The following is a 15,646-nucleotide window of genomic DNA, read 5'->3' as shown; positions in this document are numbered from 1 at the left end:
TTATTTCCTGCTAAAAAATTCTAAATTTAATAAATTTTTAGGTTAATCTCTTTTAAAATATCCCAGTTTAATTTCTACTGCTTTTTTAAATACTATAAAATGAAACACTAATATTAAGGAGGTTATGTTTATGGCACAACAAGGCGGAAAACAAGAAATCTATTGTGCAGTAAGTAACTGTCACTACTATCAATCTGGGCATAAATGTGCAGCTGAAAAAATAATGGTATGTTCAGACCCCATTGCCCATAAGATGCCTGATACAATGGATGCCACCACCTCTGAACAGTTCCCAGAAAGTCCATGTAACACTTGTATGGAAACTGCATGTAAAACATTTGTGGCAAAAGAAGACCCTACTAGAGATGGTGTTAACAAGCTGTAGTAACTGTAAAAAGGGCTGATTCAGCCCTTTTTGTTTTTTAATTGGGTTGCTTTATAGCTAAGTTAAGTCTACAATTTAGATATTACTTATAAAACTACTTAGCTAGGAGGTAACTAAATGAAGGTTGATATAACAAATGTAGTAGCCCCTTTTTTGGATAATCGCCCTAAGCCCTTAGATACTAAAAAAGAGTTTTCTATAGTTGTCCCTATTTTTGTTTGGGAAGGTAAGATGTCATTTCTATTTCAGGTACGTTCAATGAATTTAAGTCGTCAGCCAGGTCAAATTTGTTTTCCTGGAGGAGCATTAGAGCTAAAAGAGACCATAAAGGAAGGGGCAATCCGTGAGACTTGTGAGGAGTTAGGCCTTGATAAAAAAGACGTAAAAGTAGTGGGACAGCTTGATTTTTTAGCTAGCCCATATAACACTGTTTTATACCCTTTTTTAGCATTAATATATAAAAATCCTCAAACTCTTAATATAAACAAAGATGAAGTCAGCTCCGTTTTCACAATTGAGTTAAATGAAGCTTTAAGACTTACACCACAGCTTTCTGTCATGGACGTAAAGCCTCTTCCAAAAAATGATTTTCCATATGAATTAGTAGATAAGAACAAAAACTATAATTGGAGTCATGGAGATTACCCTATTTATTTTTATCAGTATCAAGATAAAGTTATCTGGGGGTTTACTGCTAGAATATTTAAGGATGTCTTAGATAAAATCAAGGCAGAAAAAAACCTATAACCAAAAGAAGCTATACCCCTATTTGGGCATAGCTTCTTTATTTTTATTAACTATTAGTGGCACTTTTTTACAAAAAGATATGTCGATAGGTAAATCCGGTCCTTGCTCTCCATCTACATCAGTATCCACTGATTTATCTCCTGATATTTTAACGCGCTCTGTTTGAAAGTACTCTAATCTATGGTCGCTATCATGCTCTCCTTTTAAAACTTTTAAGAAAAGAGATAACTTATCTCCTAAGTTACAATCTTTTATTAATAAGATATCAAAAAGCCCATCGCTCAGCGATGCTTTTGGTGCTAGCCTCTTAAAACCACCAGCGCAACCACTATTTAACACTAAAATCAAAAAGGCTTTTTGAGAAACTTGTTTACCATTAAACTCTAACGTCACATCAAACGGTTTAAAGGCGGGCACCTGACCTATTCCCTTAAGATAGTATGCCAACGCCCCCAAATTATTTTTGTATAAAGTAGCTGTTTTGTGAGCTATAGAAGGTAAGCTGCCTATACTAACAACATTGATAAAATAATTATCATTTATCTGCCCCACATCTAAATTAATGGTTTCGCCCTGAGTTATAATCTCAACATTAGCCTCTAAGTCCTCTCCCATACCTATGTGTCGTGCAAAATCATTGGATGTTCCTGAAGGCAAAATAGCTAAAGGAATACTCCCAGAAGAAGTCTGCATAGCCTGCAAGACCTTGCTAACAGTCCCATCCCCACCAGATACTATCACCTTCGAAAATTCATTTTCTCTTAACAAAAATTCTAGCTGATCGCAATGTTTCTCTTTTCTTGTTCTATAAACAGTAACAGCAAAGTTTTTCTTTTGCAGTAACTCTATAAATTCATCAAGCCTATCTTTAAAAGTAGCTGTTCCCGCTACAGGGTTATAAATAAGTAGTATCTTTTGCAATTTTTCCCCTCCTTTTACGCCTAGGTCTATAATGAAACTAACAATCGGGCTTTTACTGGCTCCAGTTAACCTGCGGCCAACAGATACAAAATAACAAAAATTCCTATCGGTATCAACGCAAATACGTTTAGCTTTGCTTCGCCGCTATCTTTATGTGTCTTTTCTATATTATCTAAGCTTTTATCAGATAATGTTCTCAAAATAAAGAATGCAGCTATAGCGCAGAGCATTGCCGTTGCAGCTAATATATATAAAGCTGTAAGCATCATCTCCTGTGTTACAACCTCATTTTCTACAGGTCCACCATTAGATGTTATATATATTAGCGTTAAAGCAATGGCATTATTCAACCCGTGTGCATACATCCCAGCAAAAAGCGATCTGGTAGCGATCACTATATAACCAATAACTGCTCCTAAAAAAATAGGTCCAGCCAAGTTAGTTAAAGTAAAATGAAACATCCCAAATAAAACTGCAGAAATAGCGATAGCTTTTATTGCACCAAACTTTTCATAACCTCGCATGATAAATCCCCTAAATAAAACCTCTTCACAAATTCCCGGTAGAACTGCGATAAACATAAAAGCGACTAAAAAATGACTGCTAGTTACTATATTCGGTATAGGTGAAGTGGGTAAATCTACTTCAAAACCTATTAAAACATATTGAAAAATTGCGTTTAAAAACACTCCTACAGGATATACAGCTATTATTCCAAAGGTAATTAAGACAAATTGCTTAAGATTGAAGCTGTGCAATCTAAAATTTTGTTTAATGTTATATTTTTTCAGAAACATAAATAACACGGGCGGCATTAAGATACCAATAACTTGTGTTAACAAAATGCTACCATAGACATTAGTTAAACCACCGGCTAGAAAACTGACTATAATAAATGTAACAGCAGCTGCTAGCAGCATCCAACTACTATGAATCGGCTTAAGTAATTTATGCAATTTATTTCCTCCTGCTACTTTTTAGGTCGTACCCAAGTTTTATAAATTTAAACATTCTGTGTATGGCATCTATCAAATACTTTTCAGGATTTTTTTGTATCGTTGAAAATTCTGTAAAATCACTGACTACGGAAAATACAGTATAGAGTTCTTCTGGGTGAGAAGGACCACTTTTGTTCATCTCCAACCCCCCAACAAAACCTATTACTGGTATATTCAAGGCTTTACACCTTTTAGAAATACCATAGGGGACTTTTCCCGCTAAAGTTTGCTTATCCATTTTTCCTTCCCCTGTTATTACAAATTGACAATCTGCGATTTTTTTATCAAAATCCATTAGATCTAATGCTATATCGATTCCGGAGCTGATTTTTCCGTTAAAAACCCCCAACATGGCCGCAGCCACACCTCCAGCTGCCCCACTTCCCTTTATTGAGCCAACTTCTTTGTTTACACAGCGCTCTAAAACCCTGCTATACTTTACCATTCCCTCTTCTAAAAGCCTAAGCTGATTAACTGTAGCGCCTTTTTGTGGGCCAAACACATAGGTAGCACCATTAGGGCCCGTAAGTATATTATCTACATCACACATGATTTCAAATTCACACTCTAGTGCTTTTGAGTTAACTTCCTCTAAGGATATCTCTGATACTTTGGACAAAGACTCGCCTGCGTAGCATTTTATTTCTTTACCTTTAGCATCATAAAATCTAGCTCCCAAAGCTGCTAAGACACCCATTCCTCCGTCATTTGTGGCACTTCCACCTAAGCCTAATATTATCTTCTTTACACCTTTTTCTAAGGCGTTAGATATTAGCTGGCCAGTCCCATAGCTACTGGTTTTCAATGGATTTTTCGCATCTTCTGGTATCGTAAAAAGCCCTGATGCTTGAGCCATTTCAATTAGTGCTGTTTTGTTACTGTCTATATATCCATATTTAGCAGTTATTTTCTCTCCTAACGGGCTAAAAACCTCTTGAAAACATGCACTCCCATCTAATGTGTGCAAAAGAGCATCGATAGTTCCTTCGCCACCATCTGCTACAGCAATCTTCTCTACCTTAATTTCTTCAAAATAGATTTTTGCAACATTTTCTATGTGATTTGCTATCTCTAAAGACGAAAATGTACCCTTAAACGAGTCGCATGCAACAGCTATCTTCATGATTTTATGCCATTCCCCCTTAAAAAATGCTTAAGTTTAGATTAGCGCTTAAATCCTCTAACATTTTAACCCCAGCTATACTATTGCCTTTTTCGTCTAAAGCTGGCCCCCAAACACCTATACCATATCTATTTGGGGAAACAGCCATCACGCCCCCTCCGACACCACTTTTAGCCGGAACACCTACCTTTATTGCAAACTCTCCCGATGAATTATACATACCACATGTAACCATAAAGCTTTTAGCAATTTGTGTTACATTTTCAGAAACTAACTGCTCACCTGTTTTAACAGATCTGCCTTGATTTGCTAAAAATGCTGCCAAGTATCCTATGTCCTCACAGGTTACGTCTAGGGAACAGTGCATGAAATAAAAGTCCAAAACTTTTTCTACATCTTTAGAGATTACGCCAACATCTTTTAAAAAATATGCAGCAGCTCTGTTTCTATTCCCAGTTTCCCTTTCAGAATTAAAAACTTCATGGTTTACTGTTACTTTCCTTCCTAAAATCGGTTCTAAAAAAGATATAACTCTATCAATTTTTTGCTCATTACTTTCACCTTTAATCATAGAGGAAATAGCTATAGCTCCTGCATTAATCATTGGGTTTAGCGGCCTTGAAGGGTTTATAGTCTCCAACTTTATAATGGAGTTAAACGGATCTCCTGTCGGCTCCATCCCAACCCTTTCAAACACATAATTTGCTCCTCTATCCTGCAAAGCCATAATTAAAGTAAATATTTTAGATATGCTTTGCAAAGTAAAGAACTTTTCAGTATCTCCACAGTTAAACACCTTATCTTTACCTATATCTACCACACTAATACCTAAGTTTTCTTTGCTTTGCCTTGCCAAAGCAGGGATATATTGAGCTACCTCACCTTCTGTGCAATAGCTTTGATTTCTCTTAAGTATATCCTTTAATAACTCTTCCATAATATTTCACCTCTAGTACTTTTTTTTATTTAAGAGAAGTAAAAACACGTCTCCCCTAATTAAATGGTCGGGTTTTTTGTTGGCTAAAAGGGGGTCGTCAGAAAGTATATAGTTGAATTTTTTCTTTTCTAGGTTTTTTATCGTTGCAAATGTAAAGGTGGCTGTTCCCCCTTTATATATTACACAGACCTTTTCTTTATGTATTCTACACATACTTTTAATAACATCAAAGGAGACTTCCTCTTCCTCCCTTTGCTCTGCACCTTCATTTCTATCTAAATGGAGTTTTTCTAGCAATACCTTATATCCAAATGTATTCCGCAGCTCATAACTAAAAGCATCAACTACATCGTCCCAGCTTAGATTTTTTATCCACTGACCTTGATTTTGCACAGAATTTTCTCCAATAATAACTAAATAACATCCACTAATCTTTTCATCTTCTTTTAGTACCTTATCCTTAATATGGTAGAACTTGTCTATTTGGCCATCCATATGATAACCAGAGATAAATAGTAGTTTATCGTTAATCCTAACAGCTAAAGGATAGGGTGGTTTTTTATGAAAAGAATATGGAAGCAAGCTATAGTCTGTTACGATATCTATTTCCGAGGTTGAAAGGTTTTCCTCTATATCTATGTAGCTTAAAAAACTTTTTAAACCACTTAAATCATCTGTCATAAAGAGATGTGGAAGAATGGTTTTATATAAATAATCATCCCCTGTTACTAAATCTTTATATGGCATTTTAAAATTACTCCTTTCTAAACTTGTTAAATATTAAAATATCCAGTAAGGCTCCTTTTAAACCTAATATATTATTTATTCTAACTCCCGTACTGTTTTCCTGCACAATAATTAAAAAGTTATAAAGTAAAGATTCAATCAGTGGTGGGCTTACATTAAGTTAACCTAGTATAAACTTAGATGCTGATAACAAAAAGTAGTCTGTAGCTAAAGCTACAAACTACTTTTGGGTTATTCTATATCTTCTATTTCTTCCATATCATCTATATCTTCTATATCATCTAACTCCTGCTCAAACTCATCTACATCTATTTCATTTTCTAAATCAGTTAAAAGCTGAGCCAGTCTATCCATATGGCTGCCATACTCAGCCCAGTTTCCTTGTCTTGCCGACTCTTCTGCATTTTTAAACGTGGTATTAATTTCTATAACTAATTCTCTTAGATCTCGATCCACTATCTCATCTGGGTCGTAGGGTACATATTCTTCTCCATCTTCTACTACCCCAAATAATCTATCTAAGGCTGCATCTAAAGTGCGCTCCATTACTAACACATCGTTGTAAAATAGTAGCACCTGCCTCATTTCAGGAACGCTTCGACTTTCAGATATTATATATAATGGTTCTACATATAACATTGAGCTCTCTATCGGTATTGTTAATAAATTACCCCTAACCACTGTAGAACCGCCTTGCCCCCATAATGTTATTTGTTGAGATATATCAGGATCTTGATCGATATAGGCCTCTACCTGACTTGGTCCTTCAATGTGTTCTCCAGGCGGGAATGTATATAAGAATAGCTCTCCATAGTTATCCCCATCATTACCAGCTGCAAGCCATGCGTTCATATTGTTCCTATTTCTAGGTGTGAATGGGTTAATTAGCAAAAACTCTTCCTGCTTAAGGTTAGGTAGCTGTGCAGTAATATAGTAAGGTTCTATTTCTATATCCTGTCCATGATATTTTTCAACAGGAATTTCCCATATGTCATCAGCGTTATAGTAAACTCGCGGGCTATCTGTATGGTACACTGTCAACACATTTCTCTGAATGTCGAATAAGTCTAATGGATATCTTATGTGCTCTTCTAAATAAGGTGGGAAGTCTTCTCTAGGTTGGATAAGGTCTGGAAAAACGCTTTTCCACCCTTCGATGATTGGTTCATTTTCAAATTGATAAATATCAACAGTCCCGTCGTAAGCATCCACGACAATTTTAACAGAGTTTCTAATATAGTTTTTTCCATTAACTGGCTGTGAGTAAGGATAGTTGCTAGACGTAGTATAACCATCAATTATCCAATAAACTCTTCCATTTGCCACTACCGGATAAGGATCTTCATCTAGTTCTATAAAAGGAGCTACTTTATTTACTCTGTCCACTATATTTCGATTATATAAAATCCTGCTATCTTCGGTAATTTGATTGGATAACATCAAAATAGGCTTTTGATATTTGACGGTGTAAAGTAATCTTCTAAAAGGATTTAGCTCAACCCCATCTGCTCCTTCATACCAAACCTCTTTTTCATCAAAGGATATTTCTCCGTCTTCTGTCTTTACCACTACAAATTCATCTGTCATCTCGCCAAAGTAAATTTCTGGACGATTAAGGTCTATGTTGACTTCGGTTTCAACAGGTAAGTTTCTCATAAAATATGTGGGATGACCGTTTGATGTCACTGTGTTCACAGGGCTCATAACCACACCGTGTCCGTGAGTATATTTAAAGTGCCTATTTAATGGTGTGTCTGTAGGAATGGAGTCGGAGTCTAGCTCTCTTACAGAAAGCATCACCTGATGATGCTCACCATCTATTGTATAACGGTCGATGTCTATATCATTAAACTCGTAATAAAGTCTTAATGACTGATTTTGATGATAGTGTTGTTTCAAAGGACGATAATCCAATAGCCTAATATTGTTTAAGGTTTGCTCATAAGCTTTTAAATCATTTCTGCTAAGCTCCCCTTGTTCTAAAGGAAAAACCTCTCTATTTATGTTATCTAAATTAAAACCTTCTTTTGTCGCCTGTAAATGATGGGCTATATAGGGGGTTTCTCTTGATTCTTCATCGGGAGACACTACTAACCTTTGATTAATGCCAGCATAAATACCTCCGATTAACGAAACAACTATTAGTGATATAGGAATAGCCATAAAAATCTTTTTCTTTTTAAGCTTAACATTTACTAGCATTCCAATTAAAAATAGTATGCTCAGAACCTGTTGTATTCGTAAAAATAGCATTCTTACATTTACATCTGTATAACCTGCCCCAAATAAAATATTTGAGTCAGATAATAAAAATCCATACATTTGTAAGCTGCGTGTAACGATAAACCACACTAAAAATAAGCTTACTAGAACTGACAAATGAGCTATTCCTTTTGATGATAGCTCAAATTTTACGTTATTAGTATTAGGATTGAAGTTTTCAACTATAAAGTAACTAACTCCTGCACCTATAAAGGCTATAACTAAAAGAGATAAAAACGCTCCCGCTAATAACTCATAGATGGGGAATTGGAATAGGTAAAAACTTATATCCAATCCATGAATCGGATCTACATTTCCCGTAGGGGTAGCATTTAATGCTAACAGAAGTCTATCCCACACCGACGGTATAAGAATCATCCACAAAAGCGAAAGTACTCCTGCAATTAATAAAGCATGCTTTCTCTTTACCTTAAATCCAGTTTTAATCTCTTTAATATCAACAACCTTAAGATTGTGATTAAAGCGATCAAAAAGGTTAACTAGCGGCATAAAATTTACCGCCAAAAAGGCAAAACCTATAGCCCAAAAAAGAATCTTAAAGGTAACCTCCCAAATAAGCGGTTTAAACATCACCTCGGTTATGTCTAAGCTTGCATACCACAAATACTCGGTATAATAGTTAACCATTAGAAAAAATAAAATAATTAACCCAAAAATCGTGCCTAAAACAGTTGCTTTTTTCATGTTTCACTCTCTCCCTTCCTCTCTTAAAAATTTATCATATTTAAACAAATAAAGCTATATCTTAGAGTGTTTTTATTTTCGCCATGATACAAACAATGCTAATGTTCCATTATATGCTTTAGTTTTTATATGGATACTTAATAAAAACTAAAGCATCTTTCGCGTAAAATCGCTTAGATACTGAGATTTTTTATATAAAATGAGGCTTAGCTAGCTAAATTATGGCTTGGTTTATTTGCCGTAATTTTACAAATAGTAAATATGTCATGGTTTAAACTAAATCTTTTGAATTTTCCTCAATTCTTTTTTAAAATCCTGGGGAAGTCTAGCTACTATCTTCGTTATTTTTTTAGTAACTGGGTGCATAAAAGTTAAAGAAAGGGCATGCAGTAGCTGTCCTTTTCCCCCCTCGTTAGATTTTGTGTTATATATGCTGTCGCCCACTATACCAGATGTTATTTCTGTTAAGTGCCTTCTTATTTGATGGGTGCGCCCTGTAAGTGGAACAGCCTCTATAAGTGCAAAATGATTCCATGAGTTTATAACTTTATAATTTGTTATAGCCTTTTGATATCTCTTAGTAGAATAATTGTAAAGGTCTGAATTTATTTCCCCATTGGTTTGCTTAGGAACCCCGGAAACGATTGCTAAATATCTTTTATCAACCTTTCTTTGCTCAAACATCTGAGTAAACACCATACTACTATAGGGTGATTTTGCTATCATAACAACCCCTGATGTCTCTCTGTCTAGTCGATGAATGGGATGTATCGAATGACATTCATTAAGTGCATTTTGTCTAAACTGTACAGCATTTATAAGTGTGTTGGTTCGCTCTTTAGAAGTTGGGTGAGTAAGCATATCTTTGGGTTTATTAACAGCAAGTATATATTTATCTTCATATAAAATATCTAGCTCATATGGATAAGGGCTTATATTAACACTATTGGTGGGAAGTAAAATTTCTACTACATCTCCTTGTTTAATAGGTGCCGTCACAAAGCTTTCTATTCCGTTAACATAAATTTTTGAGTTAGCCTTAACCCGACGGTAGTGACGCCGGGAGAACTTTAGCCTGTGCTGTAAATAATCTTTAATGGTAGTTTGTTTTTTAGCAATAAATCGATGCTTTTCCATAATCAATACCTCGCTTTTAATCACCTATAAAATAAATTAGACATATAATAGTTTAACAGGCAACTGTTGTAATATATATGTCCAAAAGAAGGTGGTAGTTAGTTATGAATAGAAAAATCAAAAATGTTTTTCCAGGTGGAAATACAAGTGAGGGCTTTTATTCATTTTACGAAGAAGTTCTCTCTAAGTTAGATAGGCTTTTTATATTAAAGGGCGGCCCAGGTACAGGTAAATCATCATTAATAAAAAAGGTTGCAAAACACTTTTTAGAGCGAGGTCAAAGCATAACCTTTCTACACTGTTCATCTGATACTGAATCGGTAGATGGAGTTATTATAAATGAATTGTCTTTAGGAGTTGTTGATGGCACTGCCCCTCATGTTGTTGACCCAACACTTCCGGGTATTAAGGATGAAATTATTAACTTAGGAGAGTTTTGGGATAGAAACCTTTTACTTGAAGACAAAGAGGAAATCACACGGTTAAAACAAAATATAAAGACCTATTTTTCCACAGCTTATAAGGAGCTTAAATATGCTACTATAGCGCAAAATAAAATGAAAAAGATATATGTTCCTCATATAGATAATGCAAAAGTAGAAGAAATCAAGGATAAACTCATTTCAATGACTTTAAAAGATAAAGAAAGTAGCAAGAAAAAAGGTCGTCTAAGTCAATCCTTTGCTGGAGCCATCACACCTAGAGGAATAGTTTCATTTGCTGGCGAACTTACTGATAATTTGAGCACAAGAGTACTGCTTTTAGGAAAGCCAGGCACGAATAAATCAACTATTATGGAAAGCTTAGCAGATAAAGCTACTTCTTTAGGGTATGATGTCGAAGCTTATCATTGCGCGCTTAATCCCCATAAGTTGGATTTAGTTATTATACCACAAAAACAAATTGCTTTTGTGGATGCATCACCTCCCCATAAGTTTGTATCTAAAAGTTCTAACGATATTTTAGTAGATATGTTTGCTTTGACGGTCCCAAAGGAAATAGCCCAGCAAAATCAAAAGCAAATCTTAAATCTCCAAAGACAGGTTGACAAACATATATTAAAAGCTACAAGTAATATTAAAAATGCCAAGGAAAATCATGCTAAAATGGAGAATTTTTATATTAAAGCTATGGACTTTGATAAAATGCAAGAGGTATTTGAGCGAATTATTCATGGAGAAACCAACTAATCTATGTTATAATAGCTGTAAAATTAAATATTTAGGCATTTTCTCTAGGGGAGCTCATGTAGCTGAGAAAGAGTATAACTCTTGACCCTTTGAACCTGATCTGGTTAAATCCAGCGTAGGAAAGAGTAGTATGTTATCAAATATGACACAATTCCTACATTTTTGAGGAATTGTGTTTTTTTTAAGGAGGGCAATATGAAAAATTTATGCAAGGCTTTAACAATAGCTGGCTCTGATAGCGGTGGAGGAGCGGGTATCCAAGCTGACCTTAAAACGTTTCAAGCCTTTGATGTCTATGGAATGTCAGCTATTACTGCTGTAACCGCTCAAAATACAGTTGGGGTACGCTCTGTTATGGATATCAGTCCAAAGCTAATTTATGATCAAATTGAAATGGTGAGCAAAGATATCGGAGTTGACGCTTGCAAAATTGGCATGCTATCTAATGCCGAAATAATTAATGCCGTTTGTAAAGCTCTCAAAGCTACAAGCCTTAAAAGGGTTGTTTTAGACCCTGTTATGGTAGCAAAATCGGGAGATTTTCTATTAAAAAAAGGGGACGAAAAGCATCTTGTTAAAAACCTCCTTCCTCTGTGTTATCTAATAACTCCTAATATTCCAGAAGCTGAGCTAATAGCGGGCATTAGCATTCAAACAAATGAGGACATGATGCAGGCAATTTTTAAAATGAGAGATATGGGTGCTAAAAATATCTTACTTAAAGGTGGCCATATGCCAGGAAATAACCTAACAGACATACTTTTTGATGGGGAAAATTTCCATAGATTTAGCTCGCAACGAGTGGATTCCAAAAACACCCATGGTACTGGTTGTACTCTTTCTGCAGCCATAGCAGCTTCTTTAGCTAAAGGAGAAAACTTATATCACGCTGTTAAGCTAGGCAGAAATTTTGTCTTGTCCGCAATTAAGGAAGCTCCAGTTAACATCGGTAAGGGCCATGGGCCTATGTATCACAACATAAAAGTGTCTTATTAGATTAATATCATATTATTTTAATAAGTAAGGAGGTTTATTCGTGCAAAAAAACAAAGTTTGTTATAAGTTATATTTGGTTGCAGATTATAACAATGAGGATGTTGATTGTTTTTGTGAGCAAGTTGCAAGAGCCATTTTAGGTGGAGTTTCTTTTGTCCAGCTACGTGCTAAAAACAGTAGCACTAAAGATATGCTATTAGTTGGAAGAGCACTAAAAAAGCTCACAGACAAATACAATATACCCTTAGTTGTTAACGATCGACTTGATGTAGCCTTACTTATAAATTGCAATGGAGTACACCTAGGTCAACAAGACGCCCCTATCAAAGAGGCAAGAGAGCTTTTAGGCAGAGAAAAAATAATTGGTGCTACTACTAAGACAATTAAACAGGCGATATTAGCGCAAAATGCTGGTGCAGACTATGTCGGTGCAGGCGCTTTATTTACAAGTTCTACTAAAACTAACGCCATTGCAATGTCTATGGATTTGCTTAAAGATATTAAAAAATCAATAAGCTTACCTGTAGTGGCAATAGGTGGTATTAACACAAAAAATATTGATAAAGTTCCTACCTCATATATTGATGGCGTAGCAGTTTCTTCTGGCATACTTAAAGAGCAGAACATCCAAAAAGCAGCAGCTGATTTATCTAAAAGCCTAGCAAAATAATATAATAAAAAAACTCAGCCACTTGGCTGAGTTTTTTTATTATATGGAAGATAAAACTTTAAAATGATTGTTTTCTAATACTTCGCGGGCTTTTTCGCCTTGTTCTACTTTTAAAGTTACTAGGCTAACATCCCGATACCTCGGTATAGTAGTGACCACTGAAAGAATATTTATTTTGGCATTTCTTAAAGTTCCAGTTATTTTCCCTAGACTACCCACTACATCGTCAACAGCGACAGTAATTCTTTCCCCTTTTTCACCAACAGCAAAAATTTCGTCAAAAACAGCTAAAATATCGGATTTTGTTATTACTCCTCTTAACTCACCAATTTCGTTAACCACAGGTAATATGGTGATATCTTTCTTTAGCATTATATCGGCTGCTTCTTCGATTGGTGTTTCTTTATCGATTGATTGTATATCTGTCTCCATAAGCTCCTCTACAGTTCTATAATGTAAAAACTGAGCTATTCTTCTTTTGTTGACATCTAATTCAAGTTTACTTGTACTAAAGGGTAGTGGTAAGTCGATATCAACCCCTGCAGATATGTTTTGTTTTGCGCAAAAAGCACAAAACTCTCGCATGATATTTTTTTCTGTAATAATTCCCCTAAGCACCCCTTTATCTAATACCGGCAACCCTTCATATTGATTTTTTTCAAATAGTATAAGCGCCTCATAAAGTGATCTTTTAGGCCCAATCGTCACTACATTTTCTGTCATTCTACTTCTAACAAACATAAACTTACACCTCCTAATATTTAAATATTCTATATCATCTTTATATTCCCTTCTTTCTATAAAGTTTTTTTGTTGAACTACTAATAAATATGTACTTATTTCTTTTTTAGACTAGGTTTTTTATTTTTGCACCCTATTTTTTTTGTAATCTAAATGATATAATCTATATAAAGGGGGGCTGATATTTGAAATCTAGAAAAGAGCTTTTAACTCAAGATAAGAGCATTCTATCAGGAATATTGCTACTAGCTTGGCCTATAGTCTGCCAATCACTATTGCAGGTTGTTATTGGGACTGTTGACATTAAAATGGTGGGTTCATTTGGCGACAACGCTATTGCCGCGGTAGGGTTTGGAAGGCAAATTGTTATGATTGCTATGGTCCTTGTTATGGCTATATCTACGGGAGCTACAGCAATGGTCGCTAGATTTATCGGAATGGGTGATCATAAACAGGCATCTTCTGCAGCTGGTCAAGCGTTTATTTTGGCGCTACTAATTTCTGTAATTATGGTACCACTTGGTCTTTTAACCCAAAGTTCTATCTTGAATTTGATGGGAGCAGGCCCTGAAACATCGGAGTTAGCTATAGGATATATGACAGTGTTTTTTCTAAGCGTTCCGCTTTTTTTATTAAATTTTGTAGCCCGTTCAATATTTCAAGGGGCAGGAGACACTGTAACACCCCTTATTATAGATATAGTTATGAATTTGCTTAACATTTTATTTAATTATATTTTTATTTTTGGTTTTGGACCAATTCCAACTTTGGGAGTTACTGGAGCGGCAATTGGTACAGCGTTAGCTAGGCTCGTTGGGGCCTCTTTAGGTTGGGGAGCATTACTTACCGGCAAGTTTATAATTACCATAACCTTTCAACAGCTATACAAGCCTGTATTTAAGGTAATTAAACAAATTCTGACTATCGGTTTGCCAGCTGGACTTCAAGGCCTTTCCAGAAATTTAAGTACTGTTATTATATTTGCTCTTTTAGCCAGAACCACAGCGGAGGATTTAGCCAACGCCACTTTTACTATAGGTATGAATCTTAATCAATATGCCTTGATGCCAGGATTGGCTATTGGGACCGCTGCTGCTACACTATCAGGAATGAATTTGGGGGCAGGGAATAAGGATAGAGCTGAAAAATCAGGATATTTATGTATGCTACTAGCCGCAGGTTTTATGTCCACAGTAGCATTGATATTTGTTATTTTTTCAACGGAGTTTCTAACCTTCTTTTCTTCAGAAGCATCACCAGAGCTTATTTCAATGGGACGTACTCTTTTGATTTGTCTTGCTTTGGCAGAGCCTTTTCATGCCATGGCTATAATTTTTTCAAGATCTATGCAGGGAGCCGGCTATACTTTAATGCCATTTTTAACTACTTTGTTTAGCTGGCTTTTTGTAAGGGTGCCTCTGGCTTATTATTTGGCTTTTCAGTTAAACATGCAAGAAACTGGGATTTGGGTGGCCATTGCTTCAACCAATTTTCTCGCAGGCATGTTAAATTTTATATTTTTTAAAACTGGTAAATGGAAAACTGTGAAAATAGATTCCAAAGATGATGATAAAGAGCGCAGTGCTATTACCTTGAAAAAGGCTATTTAGGCGTTAATAAAAATATGAAAAAGGGGGCCGTCTCTTATTCTTTTTAAGAGACAGCCCCCTTTTCATATAATTCGACTGCTAGGCCTTGTCACTATAATTTTTTAAAAAACTATTTCTAAATCTAGTGTGCCTTTTCTAGACTGATTGGGGTGATAATTGCCAGTTGCTTTGACATTATCCAAAAATTCATCTGCTGTTCCTTCCTTGGCCTCCCACTGCCCTACCCAATAGGTGCCATCAGTAGCTTTTACCACTATTCTATTTACCCCTGTAGCCACCTCTATTGATGCACTGTTTTTACCTACTACTCTCCCATTAAATATCACAGTGCTTTCCTGATTTGTTTCTACATTTATAGTAAGACACGATCCACTATTATTAAATAATATAACCCCTAATGCTACTATACCTATAACACCCACCAACATAAAGATATTTTTTCTCAAAAAGTTACCCCCTATTTTAACTCCCTATTTA

15 protein-coding genes and 1 riboswitch are annotated in these 15,646 nt (G+C 35.4%); of the genes, 6 read left to right on the top strand and 9 right to left on the bottom strand.

Features of this window, described 5'->3' with window-relative positions; translation table 11 throughout:
* Positions 1-130 precede the first annotated feature (130 nt).
* On the top strand, positions 131-385 hold the full coding sequence (locus PRVXH_RS04245; RefSeq protein ID WP_353894072.1) for a DUF1540 domain-containing protein: 255 nt from the start codon (positions 131-133) through the stop codon (positions 383-385).
* Between the two features lie 117 nt (positions 386-502).
* Entirely contained in the window at positions 503-1,132 is a 630-nt protein-coding gene (locus PRVXH_RS04240) for a CoA pyrophosphatase (RefSeq protein WP_353894071.1), read from the top strand.
* Positions 1,133-1,150: 18 nt separating this feature from the next.
* Here the strand turns inward: PRVXH_RS04240 and PRVXH_RS04235 are convergent, their stop codons facing one another.
* From PRVXH_RS04235 to PRVXH_RS04205, 7 genes are all read right to left on the bottom strand, one after another.
* Positions 1,151-2,053 (bottom strand): YegS/Rv2252/BmrU family lipid kinase, encoded by a 903-nt coding sequence (locus PRVXH_RS04235; protein WP_353894070.1) that lies wholly within the window; start codon positions 2,051-2,053, stop codon positions 1,151-1,153.
* 65 nt (positions 2,054-2,118) lie between these two features.
* Entirely contained in the window at positions 2,119-3,009 is an 891-nt protein-coding gene (locus PRVXH_RS04230; protein WP_353894069.1) for a type II CAAX endopeptidase family protein, read from the bottom strand.
* A gap of 1 nt (position 3,010) precedes the next feature.
* Positions 3,011-4,174 carry a glycerate kinase gene (locus PRVXH_RS04225; RefSeq protein WP_353894068.1) on the bottom strand — a complete coding sequence of 388 codons (1,164 nt, stop codon included), beginning with the start codon at positions 4,172-4,174 and terminating at the stop codon, positions 3,011-3,013.
* Between the two features lie 19 nt (positions 4,175-4,193).
* A complete protein-coding gene (gene glsA, locus PRVXH_RS04220) occupies positions 4,194-5,111 on the bottom strand; it encodes a glutaminase A (RefSeq protein ID WP_353894067.1) in 918 nt (305 codons plus the stop codon).
* 12 nt (positions 5,112-5,123) lie between these two features.
* Complete coding sequence (locus PRVXH_RS04215) at positions 5,124-5,858, bottom strand: hypothetical protein (protein ID WP_353894066.1); 735 nt, start codon at positions 5,856-5,858, stop codon at positions 5,124-5,126.
* A 231-nt stretch (positions 5,859-6,089) separates the two neighbouring features.
* The gene (locus tag PRVXH_RS04210) at positions 6,090-8,825 is read right to left on the bottom strand and encodes a UPF0182 family protein (RefSeq protein WP_353894065.1); all 2,736 of its coding nucleotides are present in this window, start codon (positions 8,823-8,825) and stop codon (positions 6,090-6,092) included.
* 276 nt (positions 8,826-9,101) lie between these two features.
* Positions 9,102-9,962 carry an RluA family pseudouridine synthase gene (locus PRVXH_RS04205; protein WP_353894064.1) on the bottom strand — a complete coding sequence of 287 codons (861 nt, stop codon included), beginning with the start codon at positions 9,960-9,962 and terminating at the stop codon, positions 9,102-9,104.
* Between the two features lie 104 nt (positions 9,963-10,066).
* Between PRVXH_RS04205 and PRVXH_RS04200 the strand changes: the two genes are divergently transcribed.
* The 3 genes from PRVXH_RS04200 (at position 10,067) to thiE (ending at position 12,818) form a co-directional block, all read left to right on the top strand.
* A complete protein-coding gene (locus PRVXH_RS04200) occupies positions 10,067-11,152 on the top strand; it encodes a PRK06851 family protein (RefSeq protein WP_353894063.1) in 1,086 nt (361 codons plus the stop codon).
* Positions 11,153-11,188: 36 nt separating this feature from the next.
* A riboswitch (TPP riboswitch) is annotated at positions 11,189-11,291 on the top strand.
* A 56-nt stretch (positions 11,292-11,347) separates the two neighbouring features.
* A complete protein-coding gene (gene thiD / locus PRVXH_RS04195) occupies positions 11,348-12,148 on the top strand; it encodes a bifunctional hydroxymethylpyrimidine kinase/phosphomethylpyrimidine kinase (protein ID WP_353894062.1) in 801 nt (266 codons plus the stop codon).
* 40 nt (positions 12,149-12,188) lie between these two features.
* Positions 12,189-12,818, top strand: coding sequence for a thiamine phosphate synthase (gene thiE, locus PRVXH_RS04190; RefSeq protein WP_353894061.1), 630 nt, complete (start codon positions 12,189-12,191; stop codon positions 12,816-12,818).
* 39 nt (positions 12,819-12,857) lie between these two features.
* Here the strand turns inward: thiE and PRVXH_RS04185 are convergent, their stop codons facing one another.
* Complete coding sequence (locus PRVXH_RS04185; protein ID WP_353894060.1) at positions 12,858-13,559, bottom strand: CBS domain-containing protein; 702 nt, start codon at positions 13,557-13,559, stop codon at positions 12,858-12,860.
* A gap of 185 nt (positions 13,560-13,744) precedes the next feature.
* On the opposite strand from PRVXH_RS04185, the gene PRVXH_RS04180 reads away from it, so the two are divergent.
* Positions 13,745-15,169 carry an MATE family efflux transporter gene (locus tag PRVXH_RS04180; RefSeq protein WP_353894059.1) on the top strand — a complete coding sequence of 475 codons (1,425 nt, stop codon included), beginning with the start codon at positions 13,745-13,747 and terminating at the stop codon, positions 15,167-15,169.
* Between the two features lie 101 nt (positions 15,170-15,270).
* Here PRVXH_RS04180 and PRVXH_RS04175 read toward each other — a convergent pair whose 3' ends face one another.
* Complete coding sequence (locus tag PRVXH_RS04175; RefSeq protein WP_353894058.1) at positions 15,271-15,615, bottom strand: hypothetical protein; 345 nt, start codon at positions 15,613-15,615, stop codon at positions 15,271-15,273.
* Positions 15,616-15,646 lie beyond the last annotated feature (31 nt).

It is taken from the genome of Proteinivorax hydrogeniformans (genome assembly GCF_040515995.1).
Classification (GTDB): domain Bacteria; phylum Bacillota; class Proteinivoracia; order Proteinivoracales; family Proteinivoracaceae; genus Proteinivorax; species Proteinivorax hydrogeniformans.
This window is presented reverse-complemented; position numbering and strand designations above follow the sequence as displayed.

Excerpts from the sequence above, each read along its gene's own strand:
- PRVXH_RS04245 (WP_353894072.1), top strand. The coding sequence starts at position 131 with ATGGCACAACAAGGCGGAAAACAAGAAATCTATTGTGCAGTAAGTAAC.
- PRVXH_RS04240 (WP_353894071.1), top strand. The coding sequence starts at position 503 with ATGAAGGTTGATATAACAAATGTAGTAGCCCCTTTTTTGGATAATCGC.
- PRVXH_RS04225 (WP_353894068.1), bottom strand. The coding sequence starts at position 4,174 with ATGAAGATAGCTGTTGCATGCGACTCGTTTAAGGGTACATTTTCGTCT.
- glsA (WP_353894067.1), bottom strand. The coding sequence starts at position 5,111 with ATGGAAGAGTTATTAAAGGATATACTTAAGAGAAATCAAAGCTATTGC.
- PRVXH_RS04215 (WP_353894066.1), bottom strand. The coding sequence starts at position 5,858 with ATGCCATATAAAGATTTAGTAACAGGGGATGATTATTTATATAAAACC.
- PRVXH_RS04210 (WP_353894065.1), bottom strand. The coding sequence starts at position 8,825 with ATGAAAAAAGCAACTGTTTTAGGCACGATTTTTGGGTTAATTATTTTA.
- PRVXH_RS04205 (WP_353894064.1), bottom strand. The coding sequence starts at position 9,962 with ATGGAAAAGCATCGATTTATTGCTAAAAAACAAACTACCATTAAAGAT.
- PRVXH_RS04200 (WP_353894063.1), top strand. The coding sequence starts at position 10,067 with ATGAATAGAAAAATCAAAAATGTTTTTCCAGGTGGAAATACAAGTGAG.
- thiD (WP_353894062.1), top strand. The coding sequence starts at position 11,348 with ATGAAAAATTTATGCAAGGCTTTAACAATAGCTGGCTCTGATAGCGGT.
- PRVXH_RS04185 (WP_353894060.1), bottom strand. The coding sequence starts at position 13,559 with ATGTTTGTTAGAAGTAGAATGACAGAAAATGTAGTGACGATTGGGCCT.